The 15,155-nt window shown below is 63.7% G+C and carries 16 protein-coding genes and 1 tRNA gene; all 17 read right to left on the minus strand.

From position 1 onward, the window contains the following. Positions 1-4: 4 nt before the first annotated feature. The 17 genes from nuoL to AC3WJE_RS16625 all read right to left on the minus strand — a co-directional run bounded on the left by nuoL (position 5) and on the right by AC3WJE_RS16625 (position 14,920). Complete coding sequence (gene nuoL / locus AC3WJE_RS16545; protein WP_493731915.1) at positions 5-2,125, minus strand: NADH-quinone oxidoreductase subunit L; 2,121 nt, start codon at positions 2,123-2,125, stop codon at positions 5-7. A 7-nt stretch (positions 2,126-2,132) separates the two neighbouring features. After that, a complete protein-coding gene (gene nuoK / locus AC3WJE_RS16550; RefSeq protein WP_493731916.1) occupies positions 2,133-2,438 on the minus strand; it encodes an NADH-quinone oxidoreductase subunit NuoK in 306 nt (101 codons plus the stop codon). Then, positions 2,435-3,124 carry an NADH-quinone oxidoreductase subunit J gene (locus AC3WJE_RS16555; RefSeq protein ID WP_493731917.1) on the minus strand — a complete coding sequence of 230 codons (690 nt, stop codon included), beginning with the start codon at positions 3,122-3,124 and terminating at the stop codon, positions 2,435-2,437. Before AC3WJE_RS16555 ends, nuoK begins: the two co-directional genes overlap by 4 nt. After that, positions 3,108-3,596, minus strand: coding sequence for an NADH-quinone oxidoreductase subunit NuoI (gene nuoI, locus AC3WJE_RS16560; RefSeq protein ID WP_493731918.1), 489 nt, complete (start codon positions 3,594-3,596; stop codon positions 3,108-3,110). Before nuoI ends, AC3WJE_RS16555 begins: the two co-directional genes overlap by 17 nt. A gap of 4 nt (positions 3,597-3,600) precedes the next feature. Next, entirely contained in the window at positions 3,601-4,692 is a 1,092-nt protein-coding gene (nuoH, locus tag AC3WJE_RS16565) for an NADH-quinone oxidoreductase subunit NuoH (RefSeq protein WP_493731919.1), read from the minus strand. Next, positions 4,689-6,938, minus strand: a complete 2,250-nt coding sequence (nuoG, locus tag AC3WJE_RS16570) for an NADH-quinone oxidoreductase subunit NuoG (RefSeq protein ID WP_493731920.1) — start codon at positions 6,936-6,938, stop codon at positions 4,689-4,691. The genes nuoH and nuoG overlap by 4 nt, the downstream gene beginning before the upstream one ends. After that, positions 6,935-8,272 (minus strand): NADH-quinone oxidoreductase subunit NuoF, encoded by a 1,338-nt coding sequence (gene nuoF, locus AC3WJE_RS16575; RefSeq protein WP_493731921.1) that lies wholly within the window; start codon positions 8,270-8,272, stop codon positions 6,935-6,937. The genes nuoG and nuoF overlap by 4 nt, the downstream gene beginning before the upstream one ends. Further along, positions 8,269-8,787: a hypothetical protein gene (locus AC3WJE_RS16580; RefSeq protein WP_493731922.1), complete on the minus strand. Its 519-nt coding sequence runs from the start codon at positions 8,785-8,787 to the stop codon at positions 8,269-8,271. Before AC3WJE_RS16580 ends, nuoF begins: the two co-directional genes overlap by 4 nt. Further along, positions 8,787-9,314: an NADH-quinone oxidoreductase subunit NuoE gene (gene nuoE, locus AC3WJE_RS16585; RefSeq protein WP_493731923.1), complete on the minus strand. Its 528-nt coding sequence runs from the start codon at positions 9,312-9,314 to the stop codon at positions 8,787-8,789. The genes AC3WJE_RS16580 and nuoE overlap by 1 nt, the downstream gene beginning before the upstream one ends. Beyond that, positions 9,311-10,618, minus strand: a complete 1,308-nt coding sequence (locus AC3WJE_RS16590) for an NADH-quinone oxidoreductase subunit D (RefSeq protein WP_493731924.1) — start codon at positions 10,616-10,618, stop codon at positions 9,311-9,313. The genes nuoE and AC3WJE_RS16590 overlap by 4 nt, the downstream gene beginning before the upstream one ends. Then, complete coding sequence (locus AC3WJE_RS16595) at positions 10,615-11,367, minus strand: NADH-quinone oxidoreductase subunit C (RefSeq protein ID WP_493731925.1); 753 nt, start codon at positions 11,365-11,367, stop codon at positions 10,615-10,617. Before AC3WJE_RS16595 ends, AC3WJE_RS16590 begins: the two co-directional genes overlap by 4 nt. Before the next feature lie 34 nt (positions 11,368-11,401). Continuing rightward, entirely contained in the window at positions 11,402-11,956 is a 555-nt protein-coding gene (locus AC3WJE_RS16600; RefSeq protein ID WP_493731926.1) for a NuoB/complex I 20 kDa subunit family protein, read from the minus strand. Further along, positions 11,947-12,303 (minus strand): NADH-quinone oxidoreductase subunit A, encoded by a 357-nt coding sequence (locus AC3WJE_RS16605; protein WP_493731927.1) that lies wholly within the window; start codon positions 12,301-12,303, stop codon positions 11,947-11,949. Before AC3WJE_RS16605 ends, AC3WJE_RS16600 begins: the two co-directional genes overlap by 10 nt. Positions 12,304-12,408: 105 nt before the next feature. Continuing rightward, a tRNA-Leu gene (locus AC3WJE_RS16610) sits at positions 12,409-12,493 on the minus strand. Positions 12,494-12,542: 49 nt separating this feature from the next. Continuing rightward, positions 12,543-12,965, minus strand: a complete 423-nt coding sequence (gene secG / locus AC3WJE_RS16615) for a preprotein translocase subunit SecG (RefSeq protein ID WP_493731928.1) — start codon at positions 12,963-12,965, stop codon at positions 12,543-12,545. Positions 12,966-12,998: 33 nt separating this feature from the next. Continuing rightward, the gene (tpiA, locus tag AC3WJE_RS16620) at positions 12,999-13,754 is read right to left on the minus strand and encodes a triose-phosphate isomerase (protein WP_493731959.1); all 756 of its coding nucleotides are present in this window, start codon (positions 13,752-13,754) and stop codon (positions 12,999-13,001) included. A 230-nt stretch (positions 13,755-13,984) separates the two neighbouring features. Next, positions 13,985-14,920, minus strand: coding sequence for an isopenicillin N synthase family dioxygenase (locus tag AC3WJE_RS16625; protein WP_493731929.1), 936 nt, complete (start codon positions 14,918-14,920; stop codon positions 13,985-13,987). Between the last annotated feature and the right edge of the window lie 235 nt (positions 14,921-15,155).

Consider the following 15,155-nt stretch of genomic DNA (forward strand, 5'->3'; position numbering starts at 1 on the left):
CAGGTCAACGCCAGAAATGCATCAGTACCGCCAACAAGGCGATCAGACCGATGATCATTGCAAAGGCGTAGTGGTAGAGGAGCCCGGATTGCGTGCGACGCAGCAGGTTCGCGGCCAAGTCGACCAGTCGCGCCGAGCCGTTCACCACAGCGCCGTCCACGACGTAGGTATCGATCGCACGCGAGGCCTTGCCCAGCTTGACGCCACCGCCGGCAAAACCGCCGATCCAGAGCTTGTCGAAGCCGTACTTGTTTTCGAGGATGCGCACCGGCAGCGAGAACACTTCGCGTGCCTTGGTCGCAAGCTCCGGTTTCCACAGGTAGAACAGCGCCGCGAGCAGGAAGCCGGCCACCGTCAGGAAGAACGGCCACGCGGTCATGCCGTGCAGAGCGAACGCGACCGGACCGTGGAATTCCTCGGCAAGCGCACCCACCGTGTCACGGGCCGGATCATAGAAATCGATGATGCCGGTGAAGAACGACACGGCCTGGCCCTTGATCGCCTCGGCGGCATGGTGACCTGCCCAGTCGGTACCGAACAGCATCGGCCCGATCGAGAAGAAACCGACCGCGATCGACGGGATCGCCAGCAGCACCAGCGGCAGCGTCACCACCCATGGCGATTCGTGCGGCTCGTGCGCGCCATGGTGGCCATGGCCGTGATCATGATCGTCGTGGGCATGGTCGTCATGCGCATGCGCGTCGTGACCATGTGCATGATCATCGTGCGCGTCGCGGAAGCGCTCCTTGCCGTGGAAGGTCATGAACAGCAGACGGAAGCTGTAGAAGCTGGTCACCAGCACGCCGCCGAGCACTGCCCAGTAGCCGTAGGTCGCCACCCAGCTGTGTGCCTCGTGGGCATGGTGCTGGGCCGCCTCGATGATGGTGTCCTTCGAGTAGAAACCGGAGAAGAACGGGGTGCCCACCAGCGCCAGCGTACCGATCACGCTGGTCCAGTAGGTGATCGGCATGTACTTGCGCAGGCCGCCCATCTTGCGCATGTCCTGCTCGTGGTGCATGCCGATGATGACCGAGCCGGCCGCCAGGAACAGCAGCGCCTTGAAGAAGGCGTGGGTCATCAGGTGGAAAACTGCCGCCGAGTAGGCCGACACGCCCAGCGCAACCGTCATGTAGCCGAGCTGCGACAGCGTCGAGTACGCGACCACGCGCTTGATGTCGTTCTGCACGATACCGATCAGGCCGGTGAAGAACGCGGTGGTGGCACCGACGAACAACACGAAGTCCAGCGCGGTCTGCGACAGCTCGAACAGCGGCGACATGCGCGCCACCATGAAGATACCAGCGGTCACCATCGTCGCGGCGTGGATCAGCGCCGAGATCGGGGTCGGGCCTTCCATCGAGTCGGGCAGCCACACGTGCAGCGGCACCTGCGCCGACTTGCCCATCGCACCGATGAACAGGCAGATGCAGATCAGCGTCATCACGCTCCAGGTGTGCCCGGACAGCAACTGCACCTGAGCACCCGCCAACAGTGGTGCGTTGGCGAACACCACCGAGTAGTCCAGCGAACCGAACCACAGCAGCACACCCGCGATACCGAGGATGAAGCCGAAGTCGCCGACGCGATTGACCAGGAACGCCTTCATGTTGGCGAACACCGCGGTCGGACGCTTGAACCAGAAACCGATCAGCAGGTACGACACCAGGCCCACGGCTTCCCAGCCGAAGAACAGCTGCAGGAAGTTGTTGCTCATCACCAGGGTGAGCATCGAGAAGGTGAACAGCGAGATGTAGCTGAAGAAACGCTGGTAGCCCGGGTCTTCTTCCATGTAGCCGATGGTGTAGATGTGCACCAGCAGCGACACGAAGGTCACCACGACCATCATCATCGCGGTCAGGCGGTCGACCATGAAGCCGATATGCGCCGAGTAGTTGCCGACTTCGAAGAAGGTGTAGAGGTTCTGGTTGAACGGCACCGCGCCCTGCCCGGCCAGTTGGTACAGCGTCCAGCATGACAATGCGCAGCTGACCGCGACGCCGAGGATGGTGGCGAACTGCGCCCCCTTGCGTCCCACCTGCCGGCCGAACAGACCGGCGATGATGCTGCCCACCAGCGGTGCAAGCACCACGGCGATCAGCAGATTCTTGGAGAGAGTGATTTCCATCTACGGCTCAGCCCTTCAGCGAATCGACTTCGGCCACATTGATCGTGCGGCGTGTACGGAACAGGGTGGTCAGGATCGCCAGGCCGATGGCGGCCTCGGCGGCAGCCACGGTCAGGATGAAGAACACGAACAATTGACCGGCCGGATCGCCCATCTGGCGAGAGAAGGCGATGAAGTTGATGTTGACCGACAGCAGCAGCAGTTCGATCGACATCAGCAACACGATCACGTTCTTTCGATTGAGGAAGATGCCGGCGAGGCTGATGCAGAACAGCACCGCACCCAGTCCGAGCAGATGGCCCAGTGTGATCACGGCTTGGCCTCCTGTGCCTGACCATTTGCGGAATCGGCCGACGGCGCGACCGGTTGCTTCCTCTCGACCGCCATCTTGACGATGCGCAGGCGATCACCGGCCTTGACCCGGGTCTGCGCACCAGCGTCCTGGGTCTTGATGCCCTCGCGCTTGCGCAAGGTCAGCATCACCGCCGCGATCACCGCCACGGTCAGGATCACCGCGGCGAACTCGAACGGCAGCAGGAACTCGGTGAACAAAGCGTGCGCCAGCCACTTCAGGTTGGACACGTCGGCGGCCTGTGCGGCGGCGTTGTCGGCCGGCAGCGGGGCAACCGAGCGCGCCTTGACGCCGATCAGGGTGACCATCTGCGCCAGCATCGCCACCGCCACAATCAGCCCGACCGGCAGGTATTTCACCCAACCCTCGCGCATGCGGGTGGTGTCGATGTCGAGCATCATCACCACGAACAGGAACAGCACCATCACCGCGCCGACGTAGACCAGCACCAGGGTCACGCCGAGGAACTCGGCACCGACCAGCAGCCATACGCAAGCGATGGAGAAGAACGTCAGGATCAGGCACAACACGGCGTACACCGGATTGCGCACGCTGATCACCGCGCCCGCGGCGATGACCGCGATGGCAGAGAAGGCCCAGAAAGCGATATTGACCCAGTCCATCATGACCTCAGCGGAAGGCGGCATCGGCGGCGCGACGCTCGGCGATCTCGGCTTCCAGCCGGTCTCCGATCGCCAGCAGCTGCGGCTTGGTGACGACGTTCTCGCCGCGGTTCTCGAAGTGGTACTCGAGAATGTGGGTTTCGACGATCGAATCGACCGGGCAGCTCTCTTCGCAGAAGCCGCAGAAGATGCACTTGAACAGGTCGATGTCGTAACGCGTGGTGCGGCGGCTGCCGTCCTCGCGCTTGGCCGAGTCGATGGTGATCGCCAGCGCCGGGCAGACCGCTTCGCACAGCTTGCAGGCGATGCAGCGCTCTTCACCGTTCGGGTAGCGACGCAGCGCATGCAGGCCACGGAAACGCGGCGACTGCGGGAACTTCTCCATCGGGTACAGCACGGTGTACTTCGGCTTGAAGGTGTACTTCAGCGTCAGCCACAGGCCGGCGAGCAGCTCGAGCAGCAGCAGGCTCTTGAAATAGTGGGTGATCTTGTTCATCGAATTACACGCCCTTCTGGATCACGCCGTAGAACACCATCAGTGCCGTGACCGCAATCCATACGATGGTCAGCGGAATGAATACCTTCCAGCCCAACCGCATGATCTGGTCGTAGCGGTAGCGCGGGAAGCTGGCACGGAACCAGATGTACGCGCTGGCGAAGAACAACACCTTCAGCAGCAGCCACGGCCAACCGCCGGTCCAGATCCAGTTGATCCACGGCGACACATCCGCCGTCACCCAGCCCTGGATCGGGCTCAACCAACCACCCAGGAAGAAGATCGAGATCAGGAAGCTGACCAGGATCATGTTGGCGTATTCGGCCAGGAAGAACAGCGCGAATGCACCACCCGAGTACTCGACCATGTGGCCGGCCACGATCTCCGACTCGCCTTCCACCACGTCGAACGGTGCACGGTTGGTCTCGGCCACGCCGGACACCCAGTACACGATGAACAACGGGAACAGCGGAATCAGGAACCAGTCGAAGAAGCCCGAGCTGCCGGCCTGCGCCAGCACGATCTCGCTCAGGTTGACGCTCTGCGCGGCAATCATCACGCCGACCAGAGCGAAGCCCATCGCGATTTCGTAGCTGACCACCTGCGCGGCCGAACGCATCGCGCCGAGGAAGGCGTACTTCGAGTTCGAAGCCCAACCGGCCAGGATGATGCCGTACACGCCCAGCGAGGTCATCGCCAGCAGGTACAGCAGGCCGACGTTGGCATTGGACAGCACCAGCTTGGAATCGAACGGCACCACCGACCAGGCCGCGAATGCCGGCGCCAGCGTGATCAGCGGCGCGATCACGAACAGTGCCTTGTGCGTGTTGGTCGGCTGCACGATCTCCTTGAACAGCAGCTTGAACACGTCGGCGAAGGCCTGCAGGATGCCCGCGCCGACGTACATCGGCCCGTGGCGCACGTGCATCCAGCCGATCAGCTTGCGCTCCCACACCACGTAGAACGCCACCGCGGTGATGACCGGCACGGCGATCAGCAGGATCTTCAATATGATCCAGATCAGCGCGCCGATCGCGCCCAGTCCCAGGAACCACTGGTGCAGCGGGTCCACCGCGTTCAACAGCATCTCGTTCATGCAGCCACCACCGTTACGCGACCGGCACCGATCGGCGCAGTTGCGCCATGGCCCGACTCGATCCAGACCGTACCCGCAGCCACCCGCTTGTCGAGAACCACCGGCAGCGTGGCGTGTCCCGTCGCGGTGCCCACCTTGACTACCTGCCCTTCCCCGACCTGCAGCTTGGCGGCCTCGTCGGGATGCAGAGTGATGCACGGCGCGATGTTCAACGGATGCGCCTGCAACGCCTGCGCACGACGCACGACGGCGTCGGTGCGGTAGATCGCAGTGGTCGCGGCTACTTCCAGGCCTTCAACGGCCGCAGACGGCTGGACCGAAGCCTTCGGCGAAACATTGCGCGCCTGCAGACCAGCTCGCAGGCCCGCCAGATCAGTGAAGCCAAAGCCGGCCAGACCGAGCTCGCCGCCCAGCGCACGCAGCACGCGCCAGCCCTCGCGAGCCTCGCCCGGCAGCTTGCCGGCAGCACGCGAGAGCTGCGAACGGCCGTCGAGATTGGTCAGGGTCGCTTCGATTTCCGGCAGCGCACCGATCGGCAGGATCACATCGGCCACATCGCGCGTGGAAACGCAGGCGAACTGGCTGAAGGCCACTACCTTGGCGCCTGCCAATGCCTTGCACGCGGCAGCGGCATCGGCGAAATCCAGGCCCGGCTCGATGCCGTAGGTCACATACGCCTTGCGCGGCGCGGCCAGCATCGCCGCAACATCAAGCCCGCTCGGCAGCACGCCCTGAGCGGTCAGGCCGAGCGCATTCGCGCCCTGCGGAATACGGCACAGCACGGCACCGGTTGCGGCGGCGAAATCGGCAACGGCCTTGCGCAGCGTCGCTGCCTGCGGATGGTTCTCGACCAGCCCGCCAACGATGACCACCGCACGGGCACCGGCCTTGACGGCATCGCGCAGCGCAGCGTCGTCCAGTGCCGCCGCGTAGCCGGACGGAGCAACGATCTGCTTGCCAGCCTGGCTGAAGGCGAAATCGAAATCGACCGGGTTGATCGAGTGGATCTTGGCGGCGCGCGTGGTCTGCGCCTTGCGCAGGCGGGTATGCAGCAGCGGCAGTTCATGGCGCACGTTGCTGCCGACGATCACGATCACATCGGCCTGCTCGATCTCGGCCAACGGCTTCGCGAACGCTTGCGCAACGGCGGCGTCGGAGAAATCGCGGTTGTAGATGCGGTGATCGAGGTTGCCGGTCCCCAGCCCTTCAGCCAGACGCACCAGCAGCTCACCTTCCTCATTCGAGGCGGACGGATGCACCAGCACGCCAAGATCGTCGCCACGATGCGCCTTGAGCACTTCGATGGCAGCAGCCAGGCCCTCGGCCCAGCTCACTTCCTGCCACTCGCCATTGACCTTCTTCAGCGGCTTGACCGCACGGTCGGCGCTGTACAGGCCCTGATGCGAATAGCGGTCGCGATCCGACAGCCAGCACTCGTTGACCGCTTCGTTGTCACGCGGCACCGCGCGCAGCACTTCGCCGCGACGCACGTGCAGGAACAGGTTCGAACCCATCGCGTCGTGGTAGCCGAGCGACTCACGCGCCTGCAGCTCCCACGGACGGGCACGGAACTGGAACACCTTGTTGGTCAACGCGCCGACCGGGCACACATCGATGACGTTGCCGGACAGCTCGGTGGTCAGCGGCTTGCCGTCGTAGGTACCGATCTGCAGGTTCTCGCCGCGATACATGCCGCCCAGCTCGTAGGTACCGGCGACGTCCGCAGTGAAGCGCACGCAGCGCGTGCACTGGATGCAGCGGGTCATCTCGGTGGCGACCAGCGGCCCCATGTCCTCGTCCGGCACCACGCGCTTGCGCTCGTTGAAGCGGCTGACCGAACGGCCGTAGCCGAGCGAAACGTCCTGCAGCTCACACTCGCCGCCCTGATCGCAGATCGGGCAGTCCAGCGGGTGATTGATCAGCAGGAATTCCATCACGCTGCGCTGGTACTTCAGCGCCTTCTCGCTGCGCGTGGTGACCTTCATGCCTTCCATCACCGGCGTCGCGCACGCGGGCGACGGCTTCGGCGACTTCTCGACATCGACCAGGCACATGCGGCAGTTGGCCGCGATCGGCAGCTTCTCGTGGTAGCAGAAGCGCGGGATCGGAATGCCAGCCTTGTCGGCGGCCTGGATGATCATCGAACCCTTCGGAACGACCAGGCCCTGCCCGTCGATCTCGATGCTGACGTGTCCTTCCGGCACAAGCGCCGGCGCCACGTTGGGATTCACGGGTTGCGCGCTCATGCGGCAGCAGCCTCCACCTTCTTGCCGTCGACGATCGAATGACCGTTGACGATGTAGTACTCGAACTCGTCCCAGAACTGACGCAGGAAGCCCTGGATCGGCCAGGCCGCCGCTTCACCGAACGCGCAGATGGTGTGGCCCTCGATCTGACCGGCCACGGCACGCAGCTGGTGCAGGTCTTCCATCGTGGCCTTGCCGGCGACGATGCGCTCCAGCACGCGGTGCATCCAGCCGGTGCCTTCACGGCACGGGGTGCACTGGCCGCAGGATTCCTTGTGGAAGAACTGCGAGATACGGCAAGCGAACTTGACGCAGCACACGCTGTCGTCCAGCACCACGATCGCGCCCGAACCCAGGCCGGTGCCCAGTGCGCGCAGGGTGTCGTAGTCCATCTGCAGGCCCTTGAGCTGCTCAGCCTTCAGCACCGGCATCGACACGCCGCCCGGGATCGCCGCCTTCAGCGTACGGCCCGGCTTCAAGCCGCCCGCCATTTCCAGCAGTTCGTCGAAGGTGGTGCCGAGCGGCACTTCGAAGTTGCCACCCTTCTGCACGCAACCGGAGACCGAGAAGATCTTCGGACCACCGTTGGCGGTCCTGCTCAGGCCCTTGAACCACTCCGGACCGTTGCGGATGATCGCCGGCACCGAGGCATAGGTCTCGGTGTTGTTGATCGTCGAGGGCTTGCCGTACAGGCCGAAATTGGCCGGGAACGGCGGCTTGTAGCGCGGCTGGCCCTTCTTGCCTTCCAGCGACTCCATCAGCGCGGTTTCTTCGCCGCAGATGTAGGCACCGGCGCCGAGCGCACCGTAGATATCGATGTCGATGCCGCTACCAAGGATGTCCTTGCCCAGCCAGCCGTTCGCGTAGGCGTCCGCCAGAGCCTGCTCGAAGTGCTCGAACGGCTCGTGGTGGAACTCGCCGCGCAGGTAGTTGTAGGCCGCCTTCGAACCGGTGGCGTAGCAGGCGATCGCCATGCCCTCGACCACCGAATGCGGGTTGTAGCGCAGGATGTCACGATCCTTGCAGGTACCCGGCTCGGACTCGTCCGAGTTGCACAGGATGTACTTGACCGGCGCGTCCTTCGGCATGAACGACCACTTCAGGCCGGTCGGGAAGCCCGCGCCGCCACGGCCGCGCAGGCCGGACTGCTTGACCATCTCGATCACGTCGGCCGGCGAGATCTTCTCTTCGAGGATCCTGCGCAGCGCAGCGTAGCCACCGGTCTTGAGGTAACTCTCGTACGACCACGGGGTGTCGTAGTGCAGCGTCGTGAGGACGACTTGATGCGGCTGCGGTGCGGGACCGACCGGACCCGAAACGTGAGCGTGGCTCATTTCGAAGAATCCTTGCCGCTCAGAGGCAGACCGGAAGATTGCACCTGCTTGCAGACTGCCTGCGCGGCCGCAACGATACCGGTGTTGCCGTACTTTGCATGATCCAGGAAGAGCAGCGTGCCTTCGTCGCTTTCCTTGCTGGAATCCAGCACTTCGCCGCTCTTGCTGCGCAACTCGGAGCTGCCGCAAACACTGCTGGCCTGCGCCTGCTTGCCGTCGCAATAGAAGCACAGCTGCTCGTTCTCGACGCTGCCGGCGGGATAATTCGACTCGATCCGGAACGTGCGCACGTTGGCCCGGTAGAAGGGGCAGTTGACCGGTTGATTGTCGATGCCATAAGCCGACCACGGCTTGGCGAACTTCTGCACGGAGGCCAGATCGACCCATACCGTCGGTGTCTTGGCGCTGCCCTGGAACTTGGCCCAGTTCTCGCTGGCGCGGGCATTGCCGGGCAGCAGCGCGCTGGCGATCGCCAGCGACAGCCCGACGCATACCATGATGCGAATGCCACCCATCATTTCAGTTCCTCCAGCAGACGGTCCACGCTCTCGGGCGTCAGATTCTCGTGATAGTGGCCGTTGATGACCATCATCGGCGCGCCTGCACAACCCGCCAGGCACTCTTCTTCGCGCTTGAGATAGACACGGCCGTCGGCGGTCGACTGACCAAGCTTGCAACCGAGCTTCTTCTCGGCATGCGCGACCAGATCCTCGGCGCCGTTGAGCCAGCAGCTGATGTTGGTGCAGAAGGCGACGTTGTTGCGGCCGACCTTCTCGGTCTCGAACATCGAGTAGAAGCTGGCGACCTCGTAGGCCCACACCGGCGGGATGTCCAGGTACTTGGCCACACCGGCGATCAACTCGTCGGTCAGCCAGCCCTGGTTCTGCTCCTGCGCGGCATGCAGACCCTGCAGCACGGCAGAACGCTTGCGCTCCGGCGGGAACTTGCTGAGCCAATGGTCGATGTGCGCGCGCGTCTGCGCGTTGAGCACCACCATCGGATCGACGTCACGCGCCGCTTCGAAATTACCTGTCGCCTTCATCGGTCGACCTCACCGAAAACCAAATCGTAAGTACCGATCATCGCCACCACGTCGGCCAGCATGTAGCCGCGCACCACCGCGTCGATCGAGGACAGATGCACGAAGCCCGGCGCGCGCAGATGCACGCGGAACGGCTTGTTGGCACCGTCGGAGGACAGGTAGCAGCCGAATTCGCCCTTGGGCGCCTCGACGGCGCTGTAGGTCTCACCGGCCGGCACGCAATAGCCTTCACTGAACAGCTTGAAGTGATGGATCAGCGCTTCCATGTCGTCCTTCATGTCCTCGCGGCTGGGCGGCGCGACCTTGAAGTTCTTGACCATGACCGGGCCGGGGTTGGCCTTCAGCCACTGGATGCACTGCTTGATGATGCGGTTGGACTCGCGCATCTCGGCCACGCGGCAGAGGTAGCGGTCGTAGCAGTCGCCTTCGGTGCCGAGCGGGATATCGAAATCGACCGCATCGTATTTGGCGTACGGCTGCTTCTTGCGCAGGTCCCAGGCGATACCCGAGCCGCGCAGCATCACGCCGGTCATGCCCCAGGCCTTGGCCAGGTCCGGTCCGACCACGCCGACGCCGACCGTACGCTGCTTCCAGATGCGGTTGTCGGTCAGCAGGGTCTCGTACTCGTCGACCCGCGACGGGAAGGTGTTGGTGAAGTCTTCGAGGAAATCCAGCATCGAGCCTTCACGCGCAGCGTTGAGCTTCTTCAGCGCCCCGCCCTTGTGCCAACGCGATTCCTTGTACTTCGGCATGCGGTCCGGCAGATCGCGGTAGACGCCACCCGGACGGTAGTAGGTCGCATGCATGCGCGCGCCACTGACCGCCTCGTAGACATCCATCAGCTCTTCGCGCTCACGGAACGCGTACAGCATCACCGCCATCGCGCCGAGGTCGAGCGCGTTCGAACCGACCCACATCAGGTGGTTCAGGATGCGGGTGATTTCGTCGAACATCGTACGAATGTACTGGGCGCGCTCCGGCGCCTCGATCCCCATCAGGGTCTCGATCGCACGCACGTAGGCGTGCTCGTTGCACATCATCGACACGTAATCCAGGCGATCCATGTAGCCGATCGACTGGTTGAACGGCTTGGACTCGGCCAGCTTCTCGGTACCCCGGTGCAGCAGGCCGATATGCGGATCGGCGCGGACCACGGTCTCGCCGTCCATTTCCAGGATCAGACGCAACACACCATGCGCGGCCGGATGCTGCGGACCGAAGTTCATCGTGTAGTTGCGGATCTCCTGCTTGCTCTCGGCAGGATTGCTCGCGAAGGCGGCATGCGCCTGGTGGAACTCGCTCACTTGGCGGCCTCCGTCTGTGCGGACTCACCAGCCGCAGTCTTGTAGCGCGCGTCGTCGCGGATCACGCGCGGCACGTTCACGCGCGGCTCGACCGAAGTCACCGGCTCATAGATCACGCGCTTCTTCTCTTCGTCGTAACGCACTTCGACGTTGCCGATCAGCGGGAAATCCTTGCGGAACGGATGACCGACGAAACCGTAGTCGGTGAGGATGCGGCGCAGATCCGGATGGCCGGCGAAAACGATACCGAACAGGTCGAACGCCTCGCGCTCGAACCAGTTCACGCCCGGCCAGATGTCGTTGACCGAAGACACCACCGGCAGCTCGTCGTTCGGCGCATAGCAGCGCACGCGCAAGGCCAGGTTGTGTTGATAGGAACGCAGCTGGGCGATGACCGCGAAGCGCTGCGTCGGCAACTGCTGCGGCCGGATGCCTTCCGACGTCTCGCCCGACGGGAACTCGCCCCAGCCGAAACGTCCGGCGCCCTTGCCCTCGACGCCACGGCTGAAGCCGTGCGAGGACACGTCCGCGGTATCCCACTCGGCACTGCCGTAGCCGAGGTAATCGATACCGCACAGGTCCGACAACTGCTCGAAGCCGAACTCGTCGCGCAGCGCCAGGCAGGTCGCATGCCAGTCGGCCGAAGGTACTTCGAGCGTCACTTCGCCACGCGGCTCGACCACGGTGACCTGGGCGCCGGCGAAGCGCGCGCGGAGCCGGTCGGTGAAGGAGGATGCTTGCTCTGCCATGGGGGCTTGGCTGCTCTCTAAGGTAGAAGAGGGTTCAGCGCGCGATGGTCTGGGTTCGCCAGATCTTCTTCTGCAGCTGGAGGATGCCGTAGACCAGGGCCTCGGCCGTCGGCGGACAGCCCGGCACATAGACATCGACCGGCACGACGCGATCGCAACCACGCACCACGGAATACGAATAGTGGTAATAGCCGCCGCCATTGGCGCAGCTACCCATCGAGATGACCCACTTGGGATCCGGCATCTGGTCGTAGACCTTGCGCAGCGCCGGCGCCATCTTGTTGACCAGGGTACCGGCCACGATCATCACGTCGGACTGGCGCGGCGACGGGCGGAACACCACGCCGTAACGATCCAGGTCCAGGCGCGCGGCGCCGGCATGCATCATCTCCACCGCGCAGCAGGCCAGGCCGAAGGTCATCGGCCACATCGAGCCGGTGCGCGCCCAGTTCAGCAGCGCATCGACGCTGGTGGTGACGTAGCCCTTCTCGAGCAGCGGGTTCTCGCCTTCCGGGCGCAGGATGTCATCGACCCGACCCTCGGGGATCGGATTGGTCATCAGACGATCGAGGGTCTGAATCACTCCCATTCCAGCGCTCCCTTCTTCCACACGTAGATAAAACCGAGGAACAGCATGCCCACGAACAGGCCCATGGTGACCAGCGAGCGGGCGCCGATTTCCATGAACACCTGCGTCCAGGGCACGATGAAGATGATTTCCAGATCGAAGACGATGAACTGGATCGCGATCAGGTAATAGCGCACGTCGAACTTCATGCGCGCGTCTTCGAATGCTTCGAATCCGCATTCGTACGGCGAGAGTTTCTGTGCGTCGGGGCGACGGGGGCCGAGGAACCTACCGATCAGCATCAGGGCGATGCCGATACCGGTGGCGACGACCAAGAACAGCAGACTCGGCAAATATTCGGCCAGCACGACGTTTCTCTCTTGCCTCTGCCCGCATCACCAGCATGCGGGCATGGGATAAACGAACCTCTGCACGCTGGCATTGCCGCCGCACACAGGACTCGTAGCCAAACATGGTGCCCAAGAGGGGACTCGAACCCCTACGACCTAAGTCGCTACCACCTCAAGGTAGTGCGTCTACCAATTCCGCCACCTGGGCTTACGTCGCGCACCTGCTCAAGCGAGTGCGCAGCGTATTGTAACCGGCTTCAGTCTTTTTGCGATGGTTCTGAAGCGTTTTCTTCACGCTTGACAGGCGCCTGCTGGGCCTGCTCAGCGGGCACCGTCGCCGTGGCCGGTGCCTGCGGCACCGACGGGACCAGCTCACCAGCGGGCGCGGCCGGGACCGGCGCTGCAGCCTGCGACATCACACCCAGGCCCTGCTCGGTCGGGCGCGAGCCATGCGAGGCGTACCAGGCCATGAACAGGCTGATACCGAAGAACACCACGGCCAGCCACTTGGTGGACTTGGACAGGAAATTCGATGCACCCCGCGCGCCGAACACGGTGCCCGAGGCACCGGCACCAAAACCCGAACCAGCCGCCGCACCCGCGCCACGCTGCATCAGGATCAGCGCGATCATCGCGATCGCCACCAGCACGTAGACCACATTGAGGATCAACATCAGCATTTCGAATCCGTCCCCGGACGAGACCTATTTGACTTATCTATCAGCGGCCGCCCGCGCAATGGCCAGGAAATCCCCGGCAACCAGCGATGCTCCGCCCACCAGCCCGCCATCGATGTCCGGCTGCGAAAACAGCACGGCGGCGTTGTCGGGCTTTACGCTGCCGCCATACAGGATCGGCAGCGAATCGGCGATTCTAGCATCGTGGCGACGCACTTCGCCACGAATGAAGGCGTGCATGGCCTGGGCCTGGTCCGGGCTGGCGCTGCGGCCGGTGCCGATGGCCCAGATCGGCTCGTAAGCCACCATCCCCTTGCCGACACCCTCGGCCCCCACCAACGCCAGCACCGGTGCCAGTTGCGCGGCGATCACCGCCTCGGCCTGGCCCGCCTCGCGCTGCCGCAGGGACTCACCGACGCAGACGATCGGCACCAACCCGGCGTTGAGCGCAGCGCGGAACTTGCGCGCGACCAACTCACTGTCCTCGTGGTAGTGCTCGCGCCGTTCGGAATGCCCGACCAGACCATAGGCCGCCCCGACATCGACCAGCATGGCCGCCGAGACCTCACCGGTATAGGCGCCGACTTCGTTGCTGCTGACGTTCTGGGCGCCGAAGCCGATCGAGCAATCGCCGAAGTCCTCGATCAGGTCGCCCAGGTACGGCAGCGGCGGCAGGATGATCAGCTCGACCCCCTCGATCGGCAGGCCGGCGGCAACTCCGCGGACCAGTTCGTGGGCGAATTCGCGGGTGCCATGCAGCTTCCAGTTACCGGCGACGATCTTGCGACGCATGGACATCGACACTCCTTCAGGGCATACCAAAGGTATAAGGATAATCCATCGACCACTTCCATCAGGTTATGGATGGACACCGCCGGGACATTCCAGACATGGAAAAGGCCGATCGAATGACCGGCCTTTGTCCATTAAGCACCCTGCACCGTGACATGGAGCCGAACTGTGCTCCCCCTCCCAGGACTCGACTGGAGAGCCGGTAACGCCTCAGCCGAGCAAGCTCGGCACTACTTGAGCTTGATCTCGCGCAGGCGCTCTTCCAGATAGCCCTGGGCGGTGATCGGCTCCGGATAACGCTTGGGGTTGTCCGCGGTGATCGTCGAGGGCAGCACGTCGATCAGGAAATCCGGGTTGGGATGCAGGAAGAACGGCACCGAGTAGCGCGGCTTGCGCGCCTCTTCGCCCGGCGGATTGGTCACGCGATGGGTGGTGGACGGATATACGTGGTTGGTCAGGCGCTGCAGCATGTCGCCGATGTTGACCACGATGGTGTCGGCGTCCGAGGTGAACGGGACCCATTCACCCTGCTTGGACTTCACTTCCAGGCCGGCGGCGCTGGCGCCGACCAGCAGCGTGATCAGGTTGATGTCCTCGTGCGCGCCGGCGCGCACGTTCGGGATGTCCTCGCTGGTGATCGGCGGGTAGTGGATCGGGCGCAGGATCGAGTTGCCGTAGTCGGTCTTGTCGGCAAAGTAGCTCTCCGGCAAACCGATGTGCAGGGCCAGCGCCGACAACACCTTGGCGCCGAGCTTGTCCAGCGCCTGGTATAGACCATAACCCGCCTCGTGGAAGCCCGGCACTTCCTCGGGCCACAGGTTCGGCGACATCACCGGGCGGTACTTGGAGTCATCCGCAATCTCGCGACCGATGTGCCAGAACTCCTTCAGATCGAAGTGCTTGGAATCCTTTGCGGTTTCCACGCCGAACGCGGTATAGCCGCGTGCGCCGCCGCTGCCCGGCACGTGGTACTTCTTCTTCACTTCATCCGGCAATGCGAAGAACGCCTTGAACACGCCATAGGCGTGATCGATCTCGACCTGCGGGATGCCGTGGTTGCGGATGCCGGCAAAACCCCATTCGCGGTACGCCGCGCCCAACTCGGCAACAAATGCGTCGCGGTCGCTGTCGAAACGAGTGATGTCTAAGGTCGGAATACGGCTCACGGCGGCCCCTCGGTAGCGTGATCTGGAATGAAATAACGTCCGGCCCGCGACACACGTCCGGCTGGCGACGGATTGTGACATACCGCCCCTTGGCACGATCCCATCGGCACTGTGACAACGTGACGACACAGCTCATCTGATACACAGCGATATAATGATGAGAATCCACTCATCACGGAGCGGCACACATTTCGCTCCTGCAGCCACGCCCCGCTCGCCCGGCATCCCACCCAAC

It is taken from the genome of Pseudomonas sp. GW821-FHT07E12 (assembly GCF_058986605.1).

Coding starts and splice junctions, on each gene's coding strand:
- nuoL (WP_493731915.1), bottom strand. CDS start 2,125: ATGGAAATCACTCTCTCCAAGAATCTGCTGATCGCCGTGGTGCTTGCA.
- AC3WJE_RS16555 (WP_493731917.1), bottom strand. CDS start 3,124: ATGCCGCCTTCCGCTGAGGTCATGATGGACTGGGTCAATATCGCTTTC.
- nuoI (WP_493731918.1), bottom strand. CDS start 3,596: ATGAACAAGATCACCCACTATTTCAAGAGCCTGCTGCTGCTCGAGCTG.
- nuoH (WP_493731919.1), bottom strand. CDS start 4,692: ATGAACGAGATGCTGTTGAACGCGGTGGACCCGCTGCACCAGTGGTTC.
- nuoG (WP_493731920.1), bottom strand. CDS start 6,938: ATGAGCGCGCAACCCGTGAATCCCAACGTGGCGCCGGCGCTTGTGCCG.
- nuoF (WP_493731921.1), bottom strand. CDS start 8,272: ATGAGCCACGCTCACGTTTCGGGTCCGGTCGGTCCCGCACCGCAGCCG.
- AC3WJE_RS16580 (WP_493731922.1), bottom strand. CDS start 8,787: ATGGGTGGCATTCGCATCATGGTATGCGTCGGGCTGTCGCTGGCGATC.
- nuoE (WP_493731923.1), bottom strand. CDS start 9,314: ATGAAGGCGACAGGTAATTTCGAAGCGGCGCGTGACGTCGATCCGATG.
- AC3WJE_RS16595 (WP_493731925.1), bottom strand. CDS start 11,367: ATGGCAGAGCAAGCATCCTCCTTCACCGACCGGCTCCGCGCGCGCTTC.
- AC3WJE_RS16600 (WP_493731926.1), bottom strand. CDS start 11,956: ATGGGAGTGATTCAGACCCTCGATCGTCTGATGACCAATCCGATCCCC.
- secG (WP_493731928.1), bottom strand. CDS start 12,965: ATGCTGATGTTGATCCTCAATGTGGTCTACGTGCTGGTGGCGATCGCG.
- tpiA (WP_493731959.1), bottom strand. CDS start 13,754: ATGCGTCGCAAGATCGTCGCCGGTAACTGGAAGCTGCATGGCACCCGC.